Origin of the sequence: Candidatus Paracaedibacter symbiosus (assembly GCF_000757605.1) — a bacterium.
GTDB lineage: Bacteria > Pseudomonadota > Alphaproteobacteria > Paracaedibacterales > Paracaedibacteraceae > Paracaedibacter_A > Paracaedibacter_A symbiosus.
In genome coordinates this window covers 1-16,360 of the sequence record NZ_JQAK01000003.1, presented here as the reverse complement: position 1 = coordinate 16,360, position 16,360 = coordinate 1, and the positions used below count along the sequence as shown (strand labels likewise).

Below are 16,360 nucleotides of genomic sequence, written 5' to 3'. Positions count from 1 at the left end.
AACTCCTATTTCTTAATCCATTACACTTCATATTTATAAATATTCTCAAATACCAAGTAATCAGAAATAAATCATTTAATTTATGGGCTTAGAGTATTCCTATAATGAGATAAAGGTGATAAGGAACCTAAATGGCTATCATTAATTATCGAATCTGGAAAATTAGAAGCATCTTCTAAAACAACATTTTGGTTTTTCTGAGGGATGGGGTGAGAAGGTAAATTAGCCCCTAATCTGGAATTATCGATCTGAATATCTACGTCATATTTAATATAAAGCACATATAACCCCGCCCCAGCTGTAGCAGAATTATTGGTAATGGTGACATTATCTAGCTGCAGTAATGCTTTTGAATACCCATAATTTCTAAGCGCCTCCTCAAATAACACACCGCTTATCCCTCGTCCTTCTTCGGACGTACTAACAAAAATACCTCCGCCTCCCCAACTGTGAGTGGAGTTTCCTTCTATAGTGCAGTTTCTGCATATTAAACGACAATTCCTAGCTGCAATACCTCCACCGCCATTTGCCTCACCTCCTACATTCGCTTGATTATTGCGAATTGTACCCCCTTGAATTTCAAGTTGGCTTCCAAAAGAAATTCGAATTCCACCCCCATTAGCTTTCGCTTGGTTTCCTGAAATTTCAGTGTTACTTCCACTAATTTTCAAAAGAGCCTTTGCCGTGCCATAGATTCCACCTCCATCATCTTCAGCAACATTATTAATAATACGACAATCAATGATTTCTATAACTTGATGTAAATTGGCATTTCTCTCTGATATGGAAGTATTATTCACTGCAATGCCCCCTCCATCACCTCCCCCTATCTCCGGGCGGGTTTTATTACCCTCAATTCTATTTTGTATAAGTTTTCCCCAACCTCTTACATAAAATTCAATTCCCCCCCACAATGAGCTTCGTTATAAGTAATTTCATTTGCTACAGAAAGTATACCAGTCTTGAAAACACCTATTCCTCCACCCCCACCTTGTGGATTGTCATAAATAGCCGCATCTTGAATTCCTAAACGATTTCCAGTAACCCTATTTCCTTGTGCTGCAGTTGTGCCGCCAATCTGATTTCGTAAAAAAGCAATTTCAATTGCTGGATCATTGACACAAACACCCCCTCCAAAATTTGTAGCAGTGTTGCTGTAGATAAAGCAGTCTTCAATACTTACATTGGTGGAAGATCCTCCAATATAAAGACCCCCTCCTTGGCCCTTTACGCCCTCCACATCATTTACTTGATTGTTATATATACGGGAGAAAGAAACACGAACCCCACGAGAGTCGAAAATACCGACGCCTCCTCCCTGAATAGCATGATTTCCATAAATAAGATTTTGAGCAATTTCAACGTTCTGTGATCGGCGTATAACAATACCCGCTCCAGCTACTGCAGCCGTAGCCTGTGTAATTTTGAATCCACTGATATGAGTTGGATCTTGATTAAGATTGTCAAAGGCTACTATTTCTGCATAATTATTTGTATTAGAATTGGTCGGTTGAGAAAGAGTTGGCAGATCGCTTGACTCGCTTGGTTGCCCAATATTTCTGAGGATTCCAGCACTCGTAAGTGTTACACCCCTTTGCATGAAAACACGTTCTTGGTACGTAGCGTTATCTATAGCACACACAATATCTCCAGCTCTAGCTGCATTCATCGCCTCTCCTAATGAATGAGCAGCAGTATCTGCAGTAGTATAGGGACTAGTCGGATTAGAAGAATTTTGACGAACAAACAAAATTCGATCTTTTGTTGGAAAGAGGTGCCCATGCTGCTGAGACTTCAATTGTGAGAGCAATGGATGAGTTTCGAGTTCTGGGCGAAAAAGAGGCCAGCGATACAAATAATGGGCAGGATTCAAATAGATTCCTTGGTTAATTTGTACTGCAAGATCCAGCCGCCTGCGTCCTCCTAAGCTTGGATCAATAGCAGGCTTACCAATGACCATTCCACCCTCTACTGTTAATGATCGGTTTCCTGACATAAACTCTATGAGTTGGACGGGCCGATCAGCCTCGCTAATAGGAGCATTACTCAACAATATCTCCGCTGCAGTTGCCACTGAAGAGGTGTCTACTCCTCTATAAATAAATAAAAAAGGAGGAAGAGAATTAAATGGTTGTTTACCAAGTTGTAAGCTATCAAAAGGGAAGGGCCGAAGCTCTATACGTGGCGAGTTTTCATCAGGGACATAACGGATAACCCCTCTAATCACAGCATATAAGAATGACACAGGTTCTGTATTTGGAACTGAGATAGATAAAAAATTTGAAATCGAAGGTAAATTTCCCGCTTGAGCAATAAGCCCATAAAGAGATTCTATGTGAAAAGAGTCACGAAAAGAGGAGAAGTCATTAGAAGCATTAACGCCTAATGGCATTTCAACTGATATCGACAAATTATCAAATATACCCATCTTTAAAACACCTCCACTGGCACAGTAAGTATCTCAGATACAGACCGTTTACCTGCTATATCTGCTGCAAATAAGCGATATTCATAAGGCACCCCACTTACTACTGGTTGATCAATAAATTCCCACTCAAACGGAGGTGTAGAAGGTTGAGATATTGAAACAATATTACTCCAAGCATTATCCTTGCCAGCAACTTGACGCTGTAATATACAAGCTATTTCAGGTTCATCTGTGCGCCAAGCTAAACGAATAACGTGCTTTTCATCATTTGCTTCCCATCTAGCAGTAATCCACACGGGTGGGTTCGGTGGTGTAGTGTCAGTTGCTCTGACTTTTAGAGGCTGGCTAGGCACCGAGACATTCCCTCCCCCACCTCTTGAATCCTCTAAATCCGGACGGTCAACCGCAACAACGCGGTACCAAAAATCAACAAGACCAGGGACACCCTCATCGGACCATTCCACGGATGCCGGGCGACTATCAGGATCAGGCTCTGCCGAAATAATATCGACTTGGCTCATTAACCTCAGATCTTGGGCAGCTTCTTCAGAATCGGCACGATAGACCCGATATTCCATCAAATCCGGTTCGCGATTGGAAGCCCATGCAAGCGATATCCTTCGCTCCCCTGCTAGGACTTTGGTTATCGTTGGTGTACGAGGAGGCACCACATTGGGTAAGCGAACAGGCGTACCTGCCAAACCAGGGCTGCTACGATTATGAGCGCCATCAACATAAACTATCCGGTAGAGATACCGATTTGTAGATTTACCATCCAACGAGTCAAGATAAGCCCCAACATTAGAGCGCTCATCGTAGCCAGCAGGATCATCAGGCCCACGTTTGTCAGGGTAAAGAAGCAATTCCTCTGGATCAGAAGTTTCTTCTCCTGGATTTAGTTTTGCCCTAAGAGGCTTGGTTGTAATTTGAGAGAATGCTTTTTCACAACCAGGGAGGTTGGCAAGAATCCGCAGCGCATCATCTGAAAGGGTTCGGTAAGCCTTAAAAGCCTCAATCTTACCATTTGACTTATCAAATGCGTTTAGAATATCGCAGATTTGTTGACGCTTGGCTAGATTCCAAATATCGTCTTCTTTTGGAAAGAATTCTGATTTATCCGGGGTTAGAAAAGGCCCATCTGTCTCATTAGCACGAGGCCGTTTTTTCCAGTCTGCTAAGAATACCGCCTCATCCATTGCCCTCAAGATATGAACTTTTATATAATCCTGTGCTTGCCAGCGAACCGTGTAATAAGATCGCCCCTGCCAATCTGCAGGCGTTGCATACACACGCGCTCCGTCAACAATAGGCTCAGGCGCCTGTGGAAGCTCCCGCCGCACTCGGAGAACTTTCTGTGGGGCCGCAGGATTGCTTTCATTTCCCACTCTATTCCCATAGACACCGCCGCATAGCCATTGGTCAGCCCTTTGTTCAACTCCGTCGGCTGCAGTAACTGTCACATGAGCATATACTATCGGCTCCTCCAAACTCGGTGTTAAAGGAATACCTTCAGCAAAGGGTTCTGTTGGGTTATTTAAGTCTGCTGGTAAAAAGACTTCATAAAAACGGTTATCTTCTTGTATAATTTGAACAACGTTACCTTCACTATCTTTTACTGTTTTGTCTTCCGTTTGAACGGTAACATTCTCCTCATAAGGACATACAAAACAACGAGTTTGCCAGTTGGCAACCCTCTCCCATCCTTCTGGTAGTATTGAACCCTGGTTCCAATAGATACGAAATTCCTGTGTATCAGGTGCTTGGCGTTGCTGGTCTGCCCTCCACCACCATTTCACCCGTAAACCAACAATTTCATCTCTTTTACCAGTGGCTGGTAAGCTTCCATACCAAGTGTTATAAGCACTATCTTTAAGTAAAAAAGGGTCTTTTGGATCGAGGGCAAACGCCTCAACCGCCATTGGCGGAGGCGGAGGTGCCATGTCTAAGATACGCACAGAGCTTGAATTGACCATTCTATCTCCGGGTGGATCAATATAATACCAAGGCTTGGGATTGGGCATTGGTTCCCATTGCCACCACTCAGCGAAAGCGCTTTTGGGACTAAATCGACCGAATAAATCGATGCCACAAACCTGATAACCATACCACCCAGGGTCGAGAGAAAAATCAATATAACGTAAAGAGAATTGTGGCCAGTCAGAAGGAAATCTAATGGGCTCATTTACGATCTCAGCGGGCGTCGATATTAAGAGAGGACTATCTTTTGTAAGGAGCTCTCTGGTTTCTGTATCGGGGGCAGGTTCCTCTGCATTTCCTTGAAGTGCACGCCAAACATGAAACATTACCGATTGATCAGGAGCAAGATAACCACTCATAGTTCTATTTATATCCCAAGTAACCCCTATATTTCCTTCAGCATTGACCGATTCTGCTATGCCTGGAACGTGATAAGACCCCCCTGTTAAAGCATAAGCACGCACATTCTGGGGAGGGTTTAAAGGCTGTGAGCCTCCTAAGTGTTTTTCAAACGTAATCCAAGCATCAACATTGTCAAAGCCAACATCCTGAATATGTTGGAGCATCTTTCCTACATTACCATGGGCTACATCGTTATGATCAGCAACAATAAGATAATCATAGATTCCATTAGGTGCTAGAGCTTCAGCTTCAGCTTTATCTACGCAATAGAGACCTACCATTTGAGCAATAGGAGGGTGAAGACTCCCCATCAACACGAGATCAAGGGGATGTAAAGAGGATAAGTGAGGAACGTCTGTGCCAGGTTCTGATACTCCCGGTATGCCCTTAATGTCATTCATTGCCCGAGCCTCGTGAGCCATGCCTCGCTCAGGTGGTCCTGGTGGCCCTTTTAAGACCAGCGCAACAAGGTGCTCACGTAAAGATTCAAATGGATCGCCAGCCCAAAAATCTAAATCACCATATACAATGCGTTGCCTAGCTTTTCGCCAGTCATTGTCGATATTTATTGACCCTCTATTAAGAGGGTAGTCCTCATGAGTTAAAGGAAAAAGTATGGGTTGTTCAACACCCCCTACAGGTTGCCAATTAAGGGAGGCTTCCTCATCCACAGGATACCAACATAAGCTTACTAAGGCTGATTTTTCTGCACCTACTATTTTTATGGCCGTGATTCTATCGAAATCCAGTCGCGTTGAAACGACTTCGTCTTGGCGCCCACTGATCTCTGTTTGAACAACAGGAATTTCATTATCTAGGGCTATCAGGGTAATACTGCTTTCGCGTGAATGAGTGCGAGCAAACCCAAGTTGCAGCTCTATCCGAAACGCTAGCTGATGGGGGGGAAGATCGAAGCGCAAATACGTGCCTGAATATAAAGCAAGCTCAGGTTCAGCTGGATGGCCAAAGTCATTTTGTAATACCAGTTCAGCATCGCTTGTGAATGTTCCTTCCTCTGTTTCTAAAACTGTTATCCCTAAGGGTCCCACTCCATGTGCTGGAATTTTTAGGTTTGCACATCGAGATCTGCGCTTGTCAGGGACTGGGCGTCGAAATAAATAGTAACCGTACCACGGAAAACCCATATCCCTTTCAAACATCCAACGAAGATGTATACCTTTTTTTAGGGTTGGTAAGGGGGGAGTTGCTACAAACGGAGGGGTGCTGTCCTGAACTCCTAAGCCTATCATCACAAGTTTATCTGTTTGTAACCCCATAAGAAGATCCTTTTATAGTTGATTCTCTCAAATGACTGCCATACTTGCTGTTAAATAAACCCTGATTTTGTCATTTTCTTCTCCATAATTTATTGTTACCCATTCGTTTAACCGCTCACACTTAAATTCTTAATGCTAAGTCTTTAGTGGGATTCAATGTTATTTAAATTACGCTATAGAAAACATTGGGGGAAGTTGAAAGATAGACATAACTTCTCACATACACCCCGGCACCGTCATCAACTTGTCTATTTGAAATGGCTATCCTCAAGCTTTCCAAAAAAATGGACATTACTTTAACCTCGTTGGTAGTCCAGTAAATGGAGTAAGTTGATGTTACGTAAACAATATAGTGGGACGCTCAAGGAATAAAGCAGAGTAATAATTACATTTTCAACCAGTAAAAAAATATTTGAGAACTGGTTTTTAAGTTAAAACCTATGAGTTACAAGGATTAAAAAATTTAAAAAAGGAGATTTTTATGCCAAATCCAAATATAGCGCCTTCCCCTTTGAACAACTCTAACAATCTATTGTCCAATTATTGTTTGAATAATCTCATCATTGCTAACCCCCATATGATATTGCCAAGTCCAGCTTCTGCTATTAAACAAATCCATTCACTTTAAACAAAAGAGATAAAAAATGCTTTTTATCACGAATCGGTCTTTTTATGAAGGTAGTAAAACTGTCATTAATAGAAAAGTTACCTTTGATCTTAATAATAATGCACCTTCTAACTCTGTCTACTGTTGTATAAGAAACAGCAAGGATGATTACACGGAAATTGGAAGTCAAAATTTTATCAAAACCGTACAAAAGCTAGAGTATGAACAAATTCTTCTTTTTATCCATGGGTTTAACAGTCTACCTGAAGCAAGCATTTTTCCAAATGCAGAGTTATTACAATTATTATTTGATCAACAGAAATCGGGTTCTATTCTTTTAATCCCTATCATATGGCCATGCGATAATGATCTAGGAATAGTAAAGGATTATTGGGACGATGAAAAATCAGCTGACATGAGTGCATTTTCATTCGCAAGGACTCTTGGTAAATTCACTGAATGGAGTGCATCCCAACCAAAAGAAGATTTATGCTTAAAACGAATCAATATCCTTGCCCATTCTATGGGAAATAGAGTTTTAAGAGAAAGTCTAAAGATATGGAACCGCTATGATCTTGCCCGGGGGGGTTCCGCAGCTTTTTAGAAATATCTTCATGGTAGCAGCTGATATAAATAACACCTCTCTTGAAATAGGAAATGCAGGAGAGCATATTTGCCGGGCAGCTAGAAATGTATGTGTTTATCACGCTAATGATGATTGGGCTCTAAGATCAAGTAAGGTGATGAATCCAAAAGAAAAAATTGTATCTCGTCGCTTAGGGCATACAGGACCTGAAAACCTTAACAAAGTCACGTCAAATGTATATGTTTTTGATTGTGATAACTTTAATAATACTTATGATACTCCCCTTGGACATACTTACTTTATGACAAGAGACAATACAGAGGCTAGCAGCCCTGGCCTTTTATTTCAGCATATATATGATAGTTTACAGACTGGACGGGTCTTTGGGTTAAATGCAACTTCTCGATCAGGAATATTGGGAGTTACTTAGATTAGAAGCTTTAATTAAGGATTTTGTTTTATATTGTTATATAGCTAAGCTCGTAACTGCTTTTTTTCTCCATCTTTTTATGACCCATAAGCTTGGTAAAAGAAATGAGAAAGAGCAAATATGTCTCCAAATTCAAATCCTGATCGATCAGTAAATTTCCATCGCACACAAATTTTAGGATCTATTTCTACTACCTGCATAAGGCCCACCAATTTTTGTTAATATTGTCTCTTTTTTATAAAATAACATACGTAAATATTATTTAAAAATTATATTTAGAATATATGTAAAATATTTAAGAATGATTTATAGAGGAAAATTTTGCAAGATATATAGAACTTATTGATTAACTAAAGAAAGATGTCAGTTAGAATAAAGACTAGTTTTGCCTTAAAAGCAGCATATTCATTTTCTAAGTGCCACGCGTGTGGCACTTTATAAAGTGTGATCAATAATAATATTTAATATGGGTATGCAGTTGACTGGCATGTTCCCATTACTTCCTCCAGAACTTCGACCTTCTCCCACAGCAAACGAGATCGGCAGTCAACAATTCCCCACACAGAAACTTCAGTGTGGAAGCGTCTTACGGGGCTGTAGGTATTCGCTTCTGTTCAGACCTCCACATTTGCTCGCCACCCTGGTTGCTCACACTATAAGCTTCCGCCTAAGCGTTCGGTGACTTTTACTTCCGAGCAGAACACGGGTCGTTACCTAACCGTGCATCGGATATACTAACCGCCCGAATGAGAAATTGGCGGTGTGAAGACTTTCACTTCACTAGATCGTCAGCCTTGCTGTCTACGCTTAGTTCCTTTGTTACCTTCGGATACTCAAGACTCGCTACATGGTGAGGCTGGCTACCTCTTCCATGACGGGACTTTCACCCGCTAAATCAGTGCGACTTTTCTTGGCGCACTTCATAAAATGAACATGAAATTTTTTTGACGTCGCTGCCCCCCCGTAGTACTGAAAGGGCTCGTCCCCCACGGCATACATGCACCCTTTTTCATATAAATTATCGATAGAAAGTTCATCATAGTTTTGCGTCGTTAGATAATCATACCATGTTAAATCGTCCCATCCTCCCCATGTCCAGAAAATGCCGACCGGTGCTTTATCGCTCCATTTGCCAAAAATACGTTGAAAATGACCTGCGGTAGTCGTTAGTTTCTTTTCGATCAAAAACCACGGGGCCAACCATATCTCGAGCTTTTTTTATTTTCCTGTTTCTTCCCTTTACGATAACCTGTCGATATACTCAAATACTTACCCACATTCCCACACTGCGATAAATCAAACGTACCCTCTAACGGATTCCCTAATTCTGATATCCGCATCGTTATCATACCCACTTCGCTTCCCTTTTGCGGCCTATAAACCAATACACCCTTTAAAAATCTTTCATAAATTTCTTCATGTCCTGGTACGCCATACCATGCTTCCTGGCAGATCTTTTTTACGGTCTTACCAGCGATGAATTCTTCCTCGATCAGTTTTTGCCATTCTCTGCAAACAAGTAGTATGTTAACTGGACTACGATTGTTTAAACATTCATCAATAGCAGCAAGATGTAAAACCATAGCCGTGATTTCTTTTGGACACCCATTGAATGGATTTTCTCGAATCTCTTCGCCTCTCCTCTTTTTTTGTTCGAGATCTTCAGTAATATCAGAGACACTTGAAACCCTATGGGCGAATGGCCTTTTTACGCCTTGTCCACCACGCTTTGAGAAGTCTTCCATGCCGTGAATCGCTTGGGGCGATGCAAAGGTTAGGGCGATAATTAAAGATGAGATAAGGACTTTCAAGTTTTTTTTCATAAGAGTTCTCCTTGAGAGTAAAAGGTTGAGGATGATGGTGTTTTTTGGGGTTATTTTGGGTGGGCTAATCTCTGTGAAAGTAGAAGTTTGGAAAAACGCTGGACAGATTCTTTCTAACCGATTCGAGAGTGTGAGTATACCATTATTTTTCGGTAGCGTTTTCGCAATTAAGGTAGGGGCTTGTTAAAAATAACGTTAACAAATCAAGTAGTTCAGGCGAACCAACGATACCTTCTCAGGCATCAAATTTCCACAAATTATCCCGCTTATTTTGCGATCCCCAACCCCTCCCATACAGGAGCCAGGGCGGGTTCCAGATAAAACAGATTTTGGCCAGGCGTATTTTAAAGAGATATGAGTAACATGCGGCATCATCCGGAAACCATTTTACAAATTCGCCATAGGTTTTGGGGTAGGTAGACATAGCTGAATACTAAATCTAGGGAACATGCCAGTCAACTGCATACCCATAATATTTAAATATTGTGGAAATATTCTAAAAAATAAAAAAATATATTTTTTATAGAATCTAAATTTATTACATAAGCAATTTAAATGGCCTTTATAAGTTTGAGCATTTTTTCATATTAAGGGATGCAGGCAGAACCTTCCTTATTATTTTTCCATTTCAAAAGATGATTGTATAACTGATGAATATCATCATTAGGAATAGGGGCCTCTCTTTGCACTTTATGAATTTTTAGAATTTCATTTAAGATATCCTTATCAAGCCCAACTGTTTTTGCTTCTAATAGGATCTTGTGTATTTCTTCACAAATATAGTCTTTTTCTGCTTCAAGTTTTTTCAATTGGGAAATAATTTCTTCTAACTGGTTCTGAAAACTTTCTTCCATTGAATTATTGTCTAGTTTCATTTTTTTCTACTCAAAAATAAGTGGTCCAATTATTTATAACCGCTTTTGATATTCTCTCATCTTTAAGAGGCGTATCCCTTTATCTCGCCATCTTTCTTGCTGAAGAGGAGAGGGGGATTCACTCTCCATTATTTCAGATATTGCCCCTAAAAGCATGGCCGCTTTATCTTTAGAGATGAGGTCTGATTGCAGATCATCTCCCTCTTGAATATTGAGAAGAGAAGATAATCCAGATATTGATACAAGATTTCCTAATTGAATTAATGTGCGTGTTCTTGCTTTACGATTTATAGAATTTGATTTTGTCATTTTATAGGATACGGCTGACATCTCAGCATTCTTTCTATTAATCATGATGCGTATTTGATGCAATTGTTTTATTATCTTTTGAATGTGGTGAGTTTTGATTTTTAGGCTTTTTAGAGGACTTTTTTCCTTGAAGAAATGTCGCGCCTGCTTGCTGCCATTCTCCTATCGCTGGGGTATTCTCTTTGTAAGATTTGACGATATTGAGAATACCACCCACTAAGACATCGTGAGGGACACAAAGAGCATCAGTGTTACTTAAGACTGAACTAAAGTTGATGGCAATTTCATTTTGCAAAGCCTTTTCTTTTTCTTGAAGCTTTATAATTTCTAGTTGGACATCTGTTAACTTATTTTGATTACTTAGCACTTTTTTGATGGATAGTTTTTTGGTCATGAATCTCTCGGACGTTAATAAAGTTGATATAAATCTAGATAAATTAAAGCATGGATGAATAAAATAAGCAATTCTAATCCACCGTCATTTGGAACAAATGCGCACTTATGTGCTATTAGCACTTGTGCTTGCCTGGCCGGCGGCTTATTATTGTAGTTGATTAGTAATAGGAATTTTCATCTTTGGCCATTTGTCATTATAGCGTTAGTCATGTTTCCAGAAGTACAGGGTGCAGTTCTGTGCAAAGTGCTGCCTATATTACAGGAGAAAAGCTACATGAAGAGCGGCGTAATTTAACAGCAAACTACTCAAATAGAGATGATGTTACTTACTCAGGAACACTCGCTCCTGAATGGGCAGGCGATGAATTTAGAGATACAGAAAAAGCTTGGAATGCCTTTGAAAAGCAGGCTGATGAGTTTGCAACAAGATATTATAAAACTAAAGAAACTCAAGATAAATTTAAAGCGTCTGCCCAAACAGGTATGAAAGTTGTTTTGGCTTTTCCCAAAGAATTATCTGCAGAAGAGCATAAAGAAATCCTGCACAATATTATGCAAAAGTCCTTTATTTCTAAAGGTCATGTGGTTACGTTTGGTGTTCATGCAGAAGAGGGAAATCCTCATGCGCATTTACTCGTTTCTCATTGGACGATTGAAAAAGATGGCACCATATCCCTCTTTAAAAATAGAGACCTTTATTCGAGAGCGGGGTTAAAACTTCAAAGAGAAATTTACGCAAATGAAGTTAATTATGCTTTAGAAAAAAAGGGATTGGATGTCCGTATTGATCATCGGAGCTACAAGGATCAAGGCATTGATTTAATACCAACTATTCATGAAGGCTGGTATGCAAAATCGCTTGCTGATAAAGGCCTTCCTTCACGCGTTGTAGAAGAAAATAAAAAAATTCGAGAAGAAAACCAACAACGAATTGCTCAGTATCCCGAAATTATTTTTAACGAATTGACGTCAAAAAAAGCGACCTTTAGTGAACTGGATGTTTTAAAAGTTGTCCAGAATCGAACGTTAGATCATCCTCATTTAGCCCAACATGTTTTTGAAGAATTGATCAATAAATCGGTTCACATCGGTCATGGATTTGATCGTCATAAACGATTTACGTCGCCTGAATATCATCAAAAAGAAACTGAACTCCTTAAAGGCATTGAGAAGCTATCCACGATCACTGTGGATAGGAAAATTGATCACTTATCCATTCAAAGTCAGCTCAATTATCGTCGTTCTTTAAAAGATCAAATCAGTGACCAGCAGGAACAGGCGGTCCATACGTTGTGTAAGGATTCTGCCTTTAGCGTATTGGTCGGAAGGGCAGGAACAGGGAAAACCACCGCAGTGTTAAAGCCAGTTGTGAAGCTTCATCAAGAAGCTGGTTTTAAGGTGATGGGCATGGCTTTGGCTGCCGAAGCGGCCAAGAACCTGGCCGTAGAGACGGGATGCCACGCTGAGACCATTGCTTACTATACTCATCGATGGAAGCAGATTCCGAAACTTCAAGAGGCCCTTTTAAATGAGAAGTTATCGGATAAGGATAGAGGCAAAGCGATGAGAGATCTTGATTCCTATCAAAGGACTCTGCCCACCAAGGATACGGTGATCATCGTTGATGAAGCCGGGATGGTAGGCACAAAAGATTGGCATCATCTTGTGGCTATGGCCGATAAGACCGGGGCTAAACTTATCGTTTGCGGTGATGATCATCAATACAAAGCCATTGATGCGGGAGATGTGTTCCGTAAAAGTATTGAAGTGGCCGAGGCTCACGATTGCAAAGCAGAGGTAAGCTTTATCTTCCGTCAGAATGAAAATTGGATGAGGCAAGCTTCCATGAATCTGGCTCAATTAGAGACAACGACAGCCTTAATGGCGTATGAGAATAAAGGGCATGTGCGTGAGTCACATACTTCTAGTGATATGATCACCACTATTGCTCGTGACTACCTCGAAAAGGTCAAAAACACTCCTACTCACTCAGGGTGTGTACTCACCTCCACCAATGACATACGTCTGGCTTTAAACAAGGAAATCAGGCAGCAACTACAGCTCCATGGGCTTCTTGGAGAAGATGCGGTTCAGCATCAAGGAAAAGGCTTGGCTTTAGGAGAGAAAATTGTCTTTCTCGCTAATGACCGACGTCAATACCATGTTAGCAGTGAGTCTGGTAACTTTGCTGTCAAGAATGGGACGCAAGGAACTATTGAAAGTATTAAGCCAGTGGTCATTCCTGAAAAAAGAGGAGAGGATGGTCAAGTCGTTGCCAAAAAAGAAATGAGCAGCCAACTAACTGTTCGCGTCAGTGATACAGAGAGAGTGACGTTTACTTTAAGCGGCTATAAAGATATTGATCATGCTTATGCTGTGACGGGTCATAAAGCGCAAGGCCAAACAGTTGATTGGTCAATGGTGCATTTAAGTAAGAACCTTGATGCGTATGGTCTGTATGTGATGATGACGCGTCACCGTGATGACGTAACGCTTTACCACAATAAAGAAGAGGTGGCATCGTTTAGTAAGTTTGCTGACAATATCCGGGTTGGTTATAAGGATCTTGCCGTGGATTACACGATTAAGCCTGAGAATTATGAAGCTTACTTTAATGTCGAAGATTACAAAGCTCTTGGCCGTGAGATCATGCAAGTCATTAAAGATAAGGGAACCAAAAAAGATACTATCCCCGATCAAGCTTTTTCTTCCTCTCCTGAAAGCCTGTCATTGGCGGCTCCTTCTCTGAGTGACCTGTTAAAGGAAAGAAAAGAGTTAGCTCGCCTGATTGTTGAAGAAAGGGATGACCATAAGCTGTACGTGATGCAGGCGGGTCTGACCTTTGAAAAGCTAGAGATGACCGCTGGTCTTAAAGAGCGTCCATTAACGCTGATTGAGCAAAAAGCCCAACTGACAGTTGAGCAGTATGCCATGGTCGCCCTTGAGGCAAGAGAAACTTGGCGAGAGATCCGGAAAACTTCACCTGGAAGCTTGGCTAAAACACATCCTGATTATCCAAGGTTTGATGAACTACGGCAAGAACGAGGCAGCCTTGCCAATATGATTGTTGAGTCAACGACTCTTCATCGTCCTTTTATTAAAGAAGTCTCTGAATCTTTGGGATACGGCCTCTCGACCATTCAAAAGCAAGCCATTGATTTCCAAAGCACGCAGTTACAACAGACTTTGAAGCAAGAAGGGCTAGACCACTCAACTTCTCAAAAACTAGAAGTGTTGGCAGCATATGTCGACGCCAGAGACCTGTTTGGTCAAACATGGAAAGAATTGAAGCCGCAGTTGAAGGAAGCAGAAGGAACGTTGCTGAAGTCGACATTAGACGCCCAAGTTCAGTCTATGCGCAACCTTTCTATGCAACGCGATAAGCTTGCCTATCAAATTGTCGACCAGTTCGAAGAGTATCACCCGTTAGCGAAGTCACTCCAAATCACTCTTGATACCTCTAAGCTGTTCACGCAAGCAGAAACCGGGCTTCGCCAAACCTGTATTGAGCAATATCAACAGAGCAATAGTCAATTGGCTAAGTCACTAGCCGCTTATGAGCTGAATCATTTATGGCAAGCCGAAAAAGAGGTCGGTAGTAAAGCAACAGTTAGAGAACTGCTGCAGAATAAAATTAATTTGTTGGAGATCAAATCCGAAGCGCAAAACTTTGAGCGCATCCAACTGCAAGGATCTTTAACAAATGAGCAAGATAAGCAATTGTTTAAGGATCTGAGTCACTACCAAGATATTAAGGATACAGCTAGAGATCACTACAAGCTTTGTGTGGAAGAGGCAAATGATAAAGGCATTAAGCCTTGGGAAAGTAGTTATTATCCCGCGTATGCAGCTGTAAACAAAGAAAAGGACGCAGCTGCCTTTACGCTGATCAAACAGTCCTACCCATCTGTTGAAGCTATGGCTGAAAAGATGTCTGTTTCCTTGAAGAGCCTTGATCAAGAAGCACATCGCCATGACTTGCGTCAGATATCGGATGTTTACTTAAGCGGAATGGGGGCTCACTCTGCCGTAGCAGCTAAGGAGCTGCGTGCTTGGCTTGACTTTGATCGGGAAACCGGATCAAAGCAGACATTTGGGATGCTTGCTGAATCAAAGATTCTGCCCCGAGAACTGATCACCCATATACAAGAAAAGGAATCTCAATTTAAAAAAACATCCTCTTCTAATATGAATCAGGATACAGTATCCTCCTTCACACAGGAATCACCATCTCCCGTTCAGAGTAATCTGGCCAGCCCACGCCAGCCTCATAATAAAAGCATCAACTTTAATGTTTCCCAAAATATCCACGAGTCATTAAAGGAACGGATAGGGGAATTAAGTAAAACGTTGCTTGGGGATCCTTCCAGTCGCAGTGCTTATCAGCATAGATACGGACGTAAAGGATCAATTTCTGTCATGGTAAACGGATCTAATCAGGGACTTTACTCCAACTTCGAAACGGGTGTTCATGGTGGTCCATTAAAGATGATTGAGGATAAGCTTCAGCTCTCCCCGAAAGAGGCCACTGGTTGGGCAAGAGATTGGTTGGGGCAAACGCTGACGCCAGCTTATACATCATCTCTATCATTGCAACAAACGCTAGCAACCGAAAAAGAAAAAACCTGGATGCCTATATTGCCGGTACCTGCTGGAATTATGGCTCCTGATGTTAAAGATAATCCTTATCTATCTTATATGACCAAGGATAAGGAAGTAACATCCCTATATGCCTATAAGGATCAGCAGGGACAGACCCTCGGGTATGTCTCCCGCCTTGAGGATAAGGACGGATCCAAGATAACGCCAACTTTAACCTATTGCCAGAATGAAAAAGGCCAGCAACATTGGCGTTGGAAGGGCTTTGGCGATAACCGCCCTCTATACGGCCTAGACCGCCTTCAAGACAATAAGCCTGTGTTGATTGTTGAAGGAGAGAAGGCAGCTGATGCCGCTCAAAAAATCCTTCCGAGTCATGCCGTTCTCAGTTGGCCAGGTGGGGCGGGCGCTGTCAATAAAGCAGACTGGATGCCACTGGTTGGTCGCGAGGTTACTATTTGGCCCGACAATGACGTGCCAGGATTTATGGCGGCGGAGAAGATTACTAATATTTTAAAGCAATTACATCATGACCAAGGTATTAAATGTGCTGTCAAAACAGTCGATCTTCCAAAAGTCTTACCGTTAAAATGGGATCTGGCTGATAAACTTCCTGATCATTTAAATATTGAGAATATTCGAACATTAATT

The 16,360-nt window shown here is 41.3% G+C and carries 11 protein-coding genes; 3 read left to right on the top strand and 8 right to left on the bottom strand.

Features of this window, described 5'->3' with window-relative positions:
• Positions 1-80 precede the first annotated feature (80 nt).
• The 3 genes from IG80_RS0108330 to IG80_RS0108320 form a co-directional block, all read right to left on the bottom strand.
• A complete protein-coding gene (locus tag IG80_RS0108330; RefSeq protein WP_198027321.1) occupies positions 81-800 on the bottom strand; it encodes a hypothetical protein in 720 nt (239 codons plus the stop codon).
• A gap of 86 nt (positions 801-886) precedes the next feature.
• Positions 887-2,428, bottom strand: coding sequence for a right-handed parallel beta-helix repeat-containing protein (locus IG80_RS0108325; RefSeq protein WP_032113624.1), 1,542 nt, complete (start codon positions 2,426-2,428; stop codon positions 887-889).
• Between the two features lie 2 nt (positions 2,429-2,430).
• Positions 2,431-6,084 (bottom strand): fibronectin type III domain-containing protein, encoded by a 3,654-nt coding sequence (locus IG80_RS0108320; RefSeq protein WP_032113623.1) that lies wholly within the window; start codon positions 6,082-6,084, stop codon positions 2,431-2,433.
• Positions 6,085-6,728: 644 nt separating this feature from the next.
• Here IG80_RS0108320 and IG80_RS16585 point away from each other — a divergent pair.
• The gene (locus IG80_RS16585; protein ID WP_198027320.1) at positions 6,729-7,295 is read left to right on the top strand and encodes an alpha/beta hydrolase; all 567 of its coding nucleotides are present in this window, start codon (positions 6,729-6,731) and stop codon (positions 7,293-7,295) included.
• Between the two features lie 10 nt (positions 7,296-7,305).
• Positions 7,306-7,707, top strand: coding sequence for an alpha/beta hydrolase (locus IG80_RS16580; RefSeq protein WP_198027319.1), 402 nt, complete (start codon positions 7,306-7,308; stop codon positions 7,705-7,707).
• A gap of 843 nt (positions 7,708-8,550) precedes the next feature.
• Here IG80_RS16580 and IG80_RS0108310 read toward each other — a convergent pair.
• From IG80_RS0108310 to IG80_RS0108290, 5 genes are all read right to left on the bottom strand, one after another.
• Complete coding sequence (locus IG80_RS0108310; protein WP_032113622.1) at positions 8,551-8,892, bottom strand: hypothetical protein; 342 nt, start codon at positions 8,890-8,892, stop codon at positions 8,551-8,553.
• The gene (locus IG80_RS0108305) at positions 8,889-9,530 is read right to left on the bottom strand and encodes a hypothetical protein (RefSeq protein ID WP_032113621.1); all 642 of its coding nucleotides are present in this window, start codon (positions 9,528-9,530) and stop codon (positions 8,889-8,891) included. Before IG80_RS0108305 ends, IG80_RS0108310 begins: the two co-directional genes overlap by 4 nt.
• A 587-nt stretch (positions 9,531-10,117) precedes the next feature.
• Positions 10,118-10,405 (bottom strand): GapR family DNA-binding domain-containing protein, encoded by a 288-nt coding sequence (locus IG80_RS0108300; protein ID WP_084756311.1) that lies wholly within the window; start codon positions 10,403-10,405, stop codon positions 10,118-10,120.
• A 33-nt stretch (positions 10,406-10,438) separates the two neighbouring features.
• Positions 10,439-10,759, bottom strand: a complete 321-nt coding sequence (locus IG80_RS0108295; RefSeq protein ID WP_032113587.1) for a conjugal transfer protein TraD — start codon at positions 10,757-10,759, stop codon at positions 10,439-10,441.
• Positions 10,752-11,108 carry a hypothetical protein gene (locus IG80_RS0108290; RefSeq protein WP_032113588.1) on the bottom strand — a complete coding sequence of 119 codons (357 nt, stop codon included), beginning with the start codon at positions 11,106-11,108 and terminating at the stop codon, positions 10,752-10,754. Before IG80_RS0108290 ends, IG80_RS0108295 begins: the two co-directional genes overlap by 8 nt.
• 182 nt (positions 11,109-11,290) lie before the next feature.
• Here IG80_RS0108290 and IG80_RS0108285 point away from each other — a divergent pair.
• A partial coding sequence (locus tag IG80_RS0108285) for an AAA family ATPase (RefSeq protein WP_156962134.1) occupies positions 11,291-16,360 on the top strand: 5,070 nt, incomplete at its 3' end.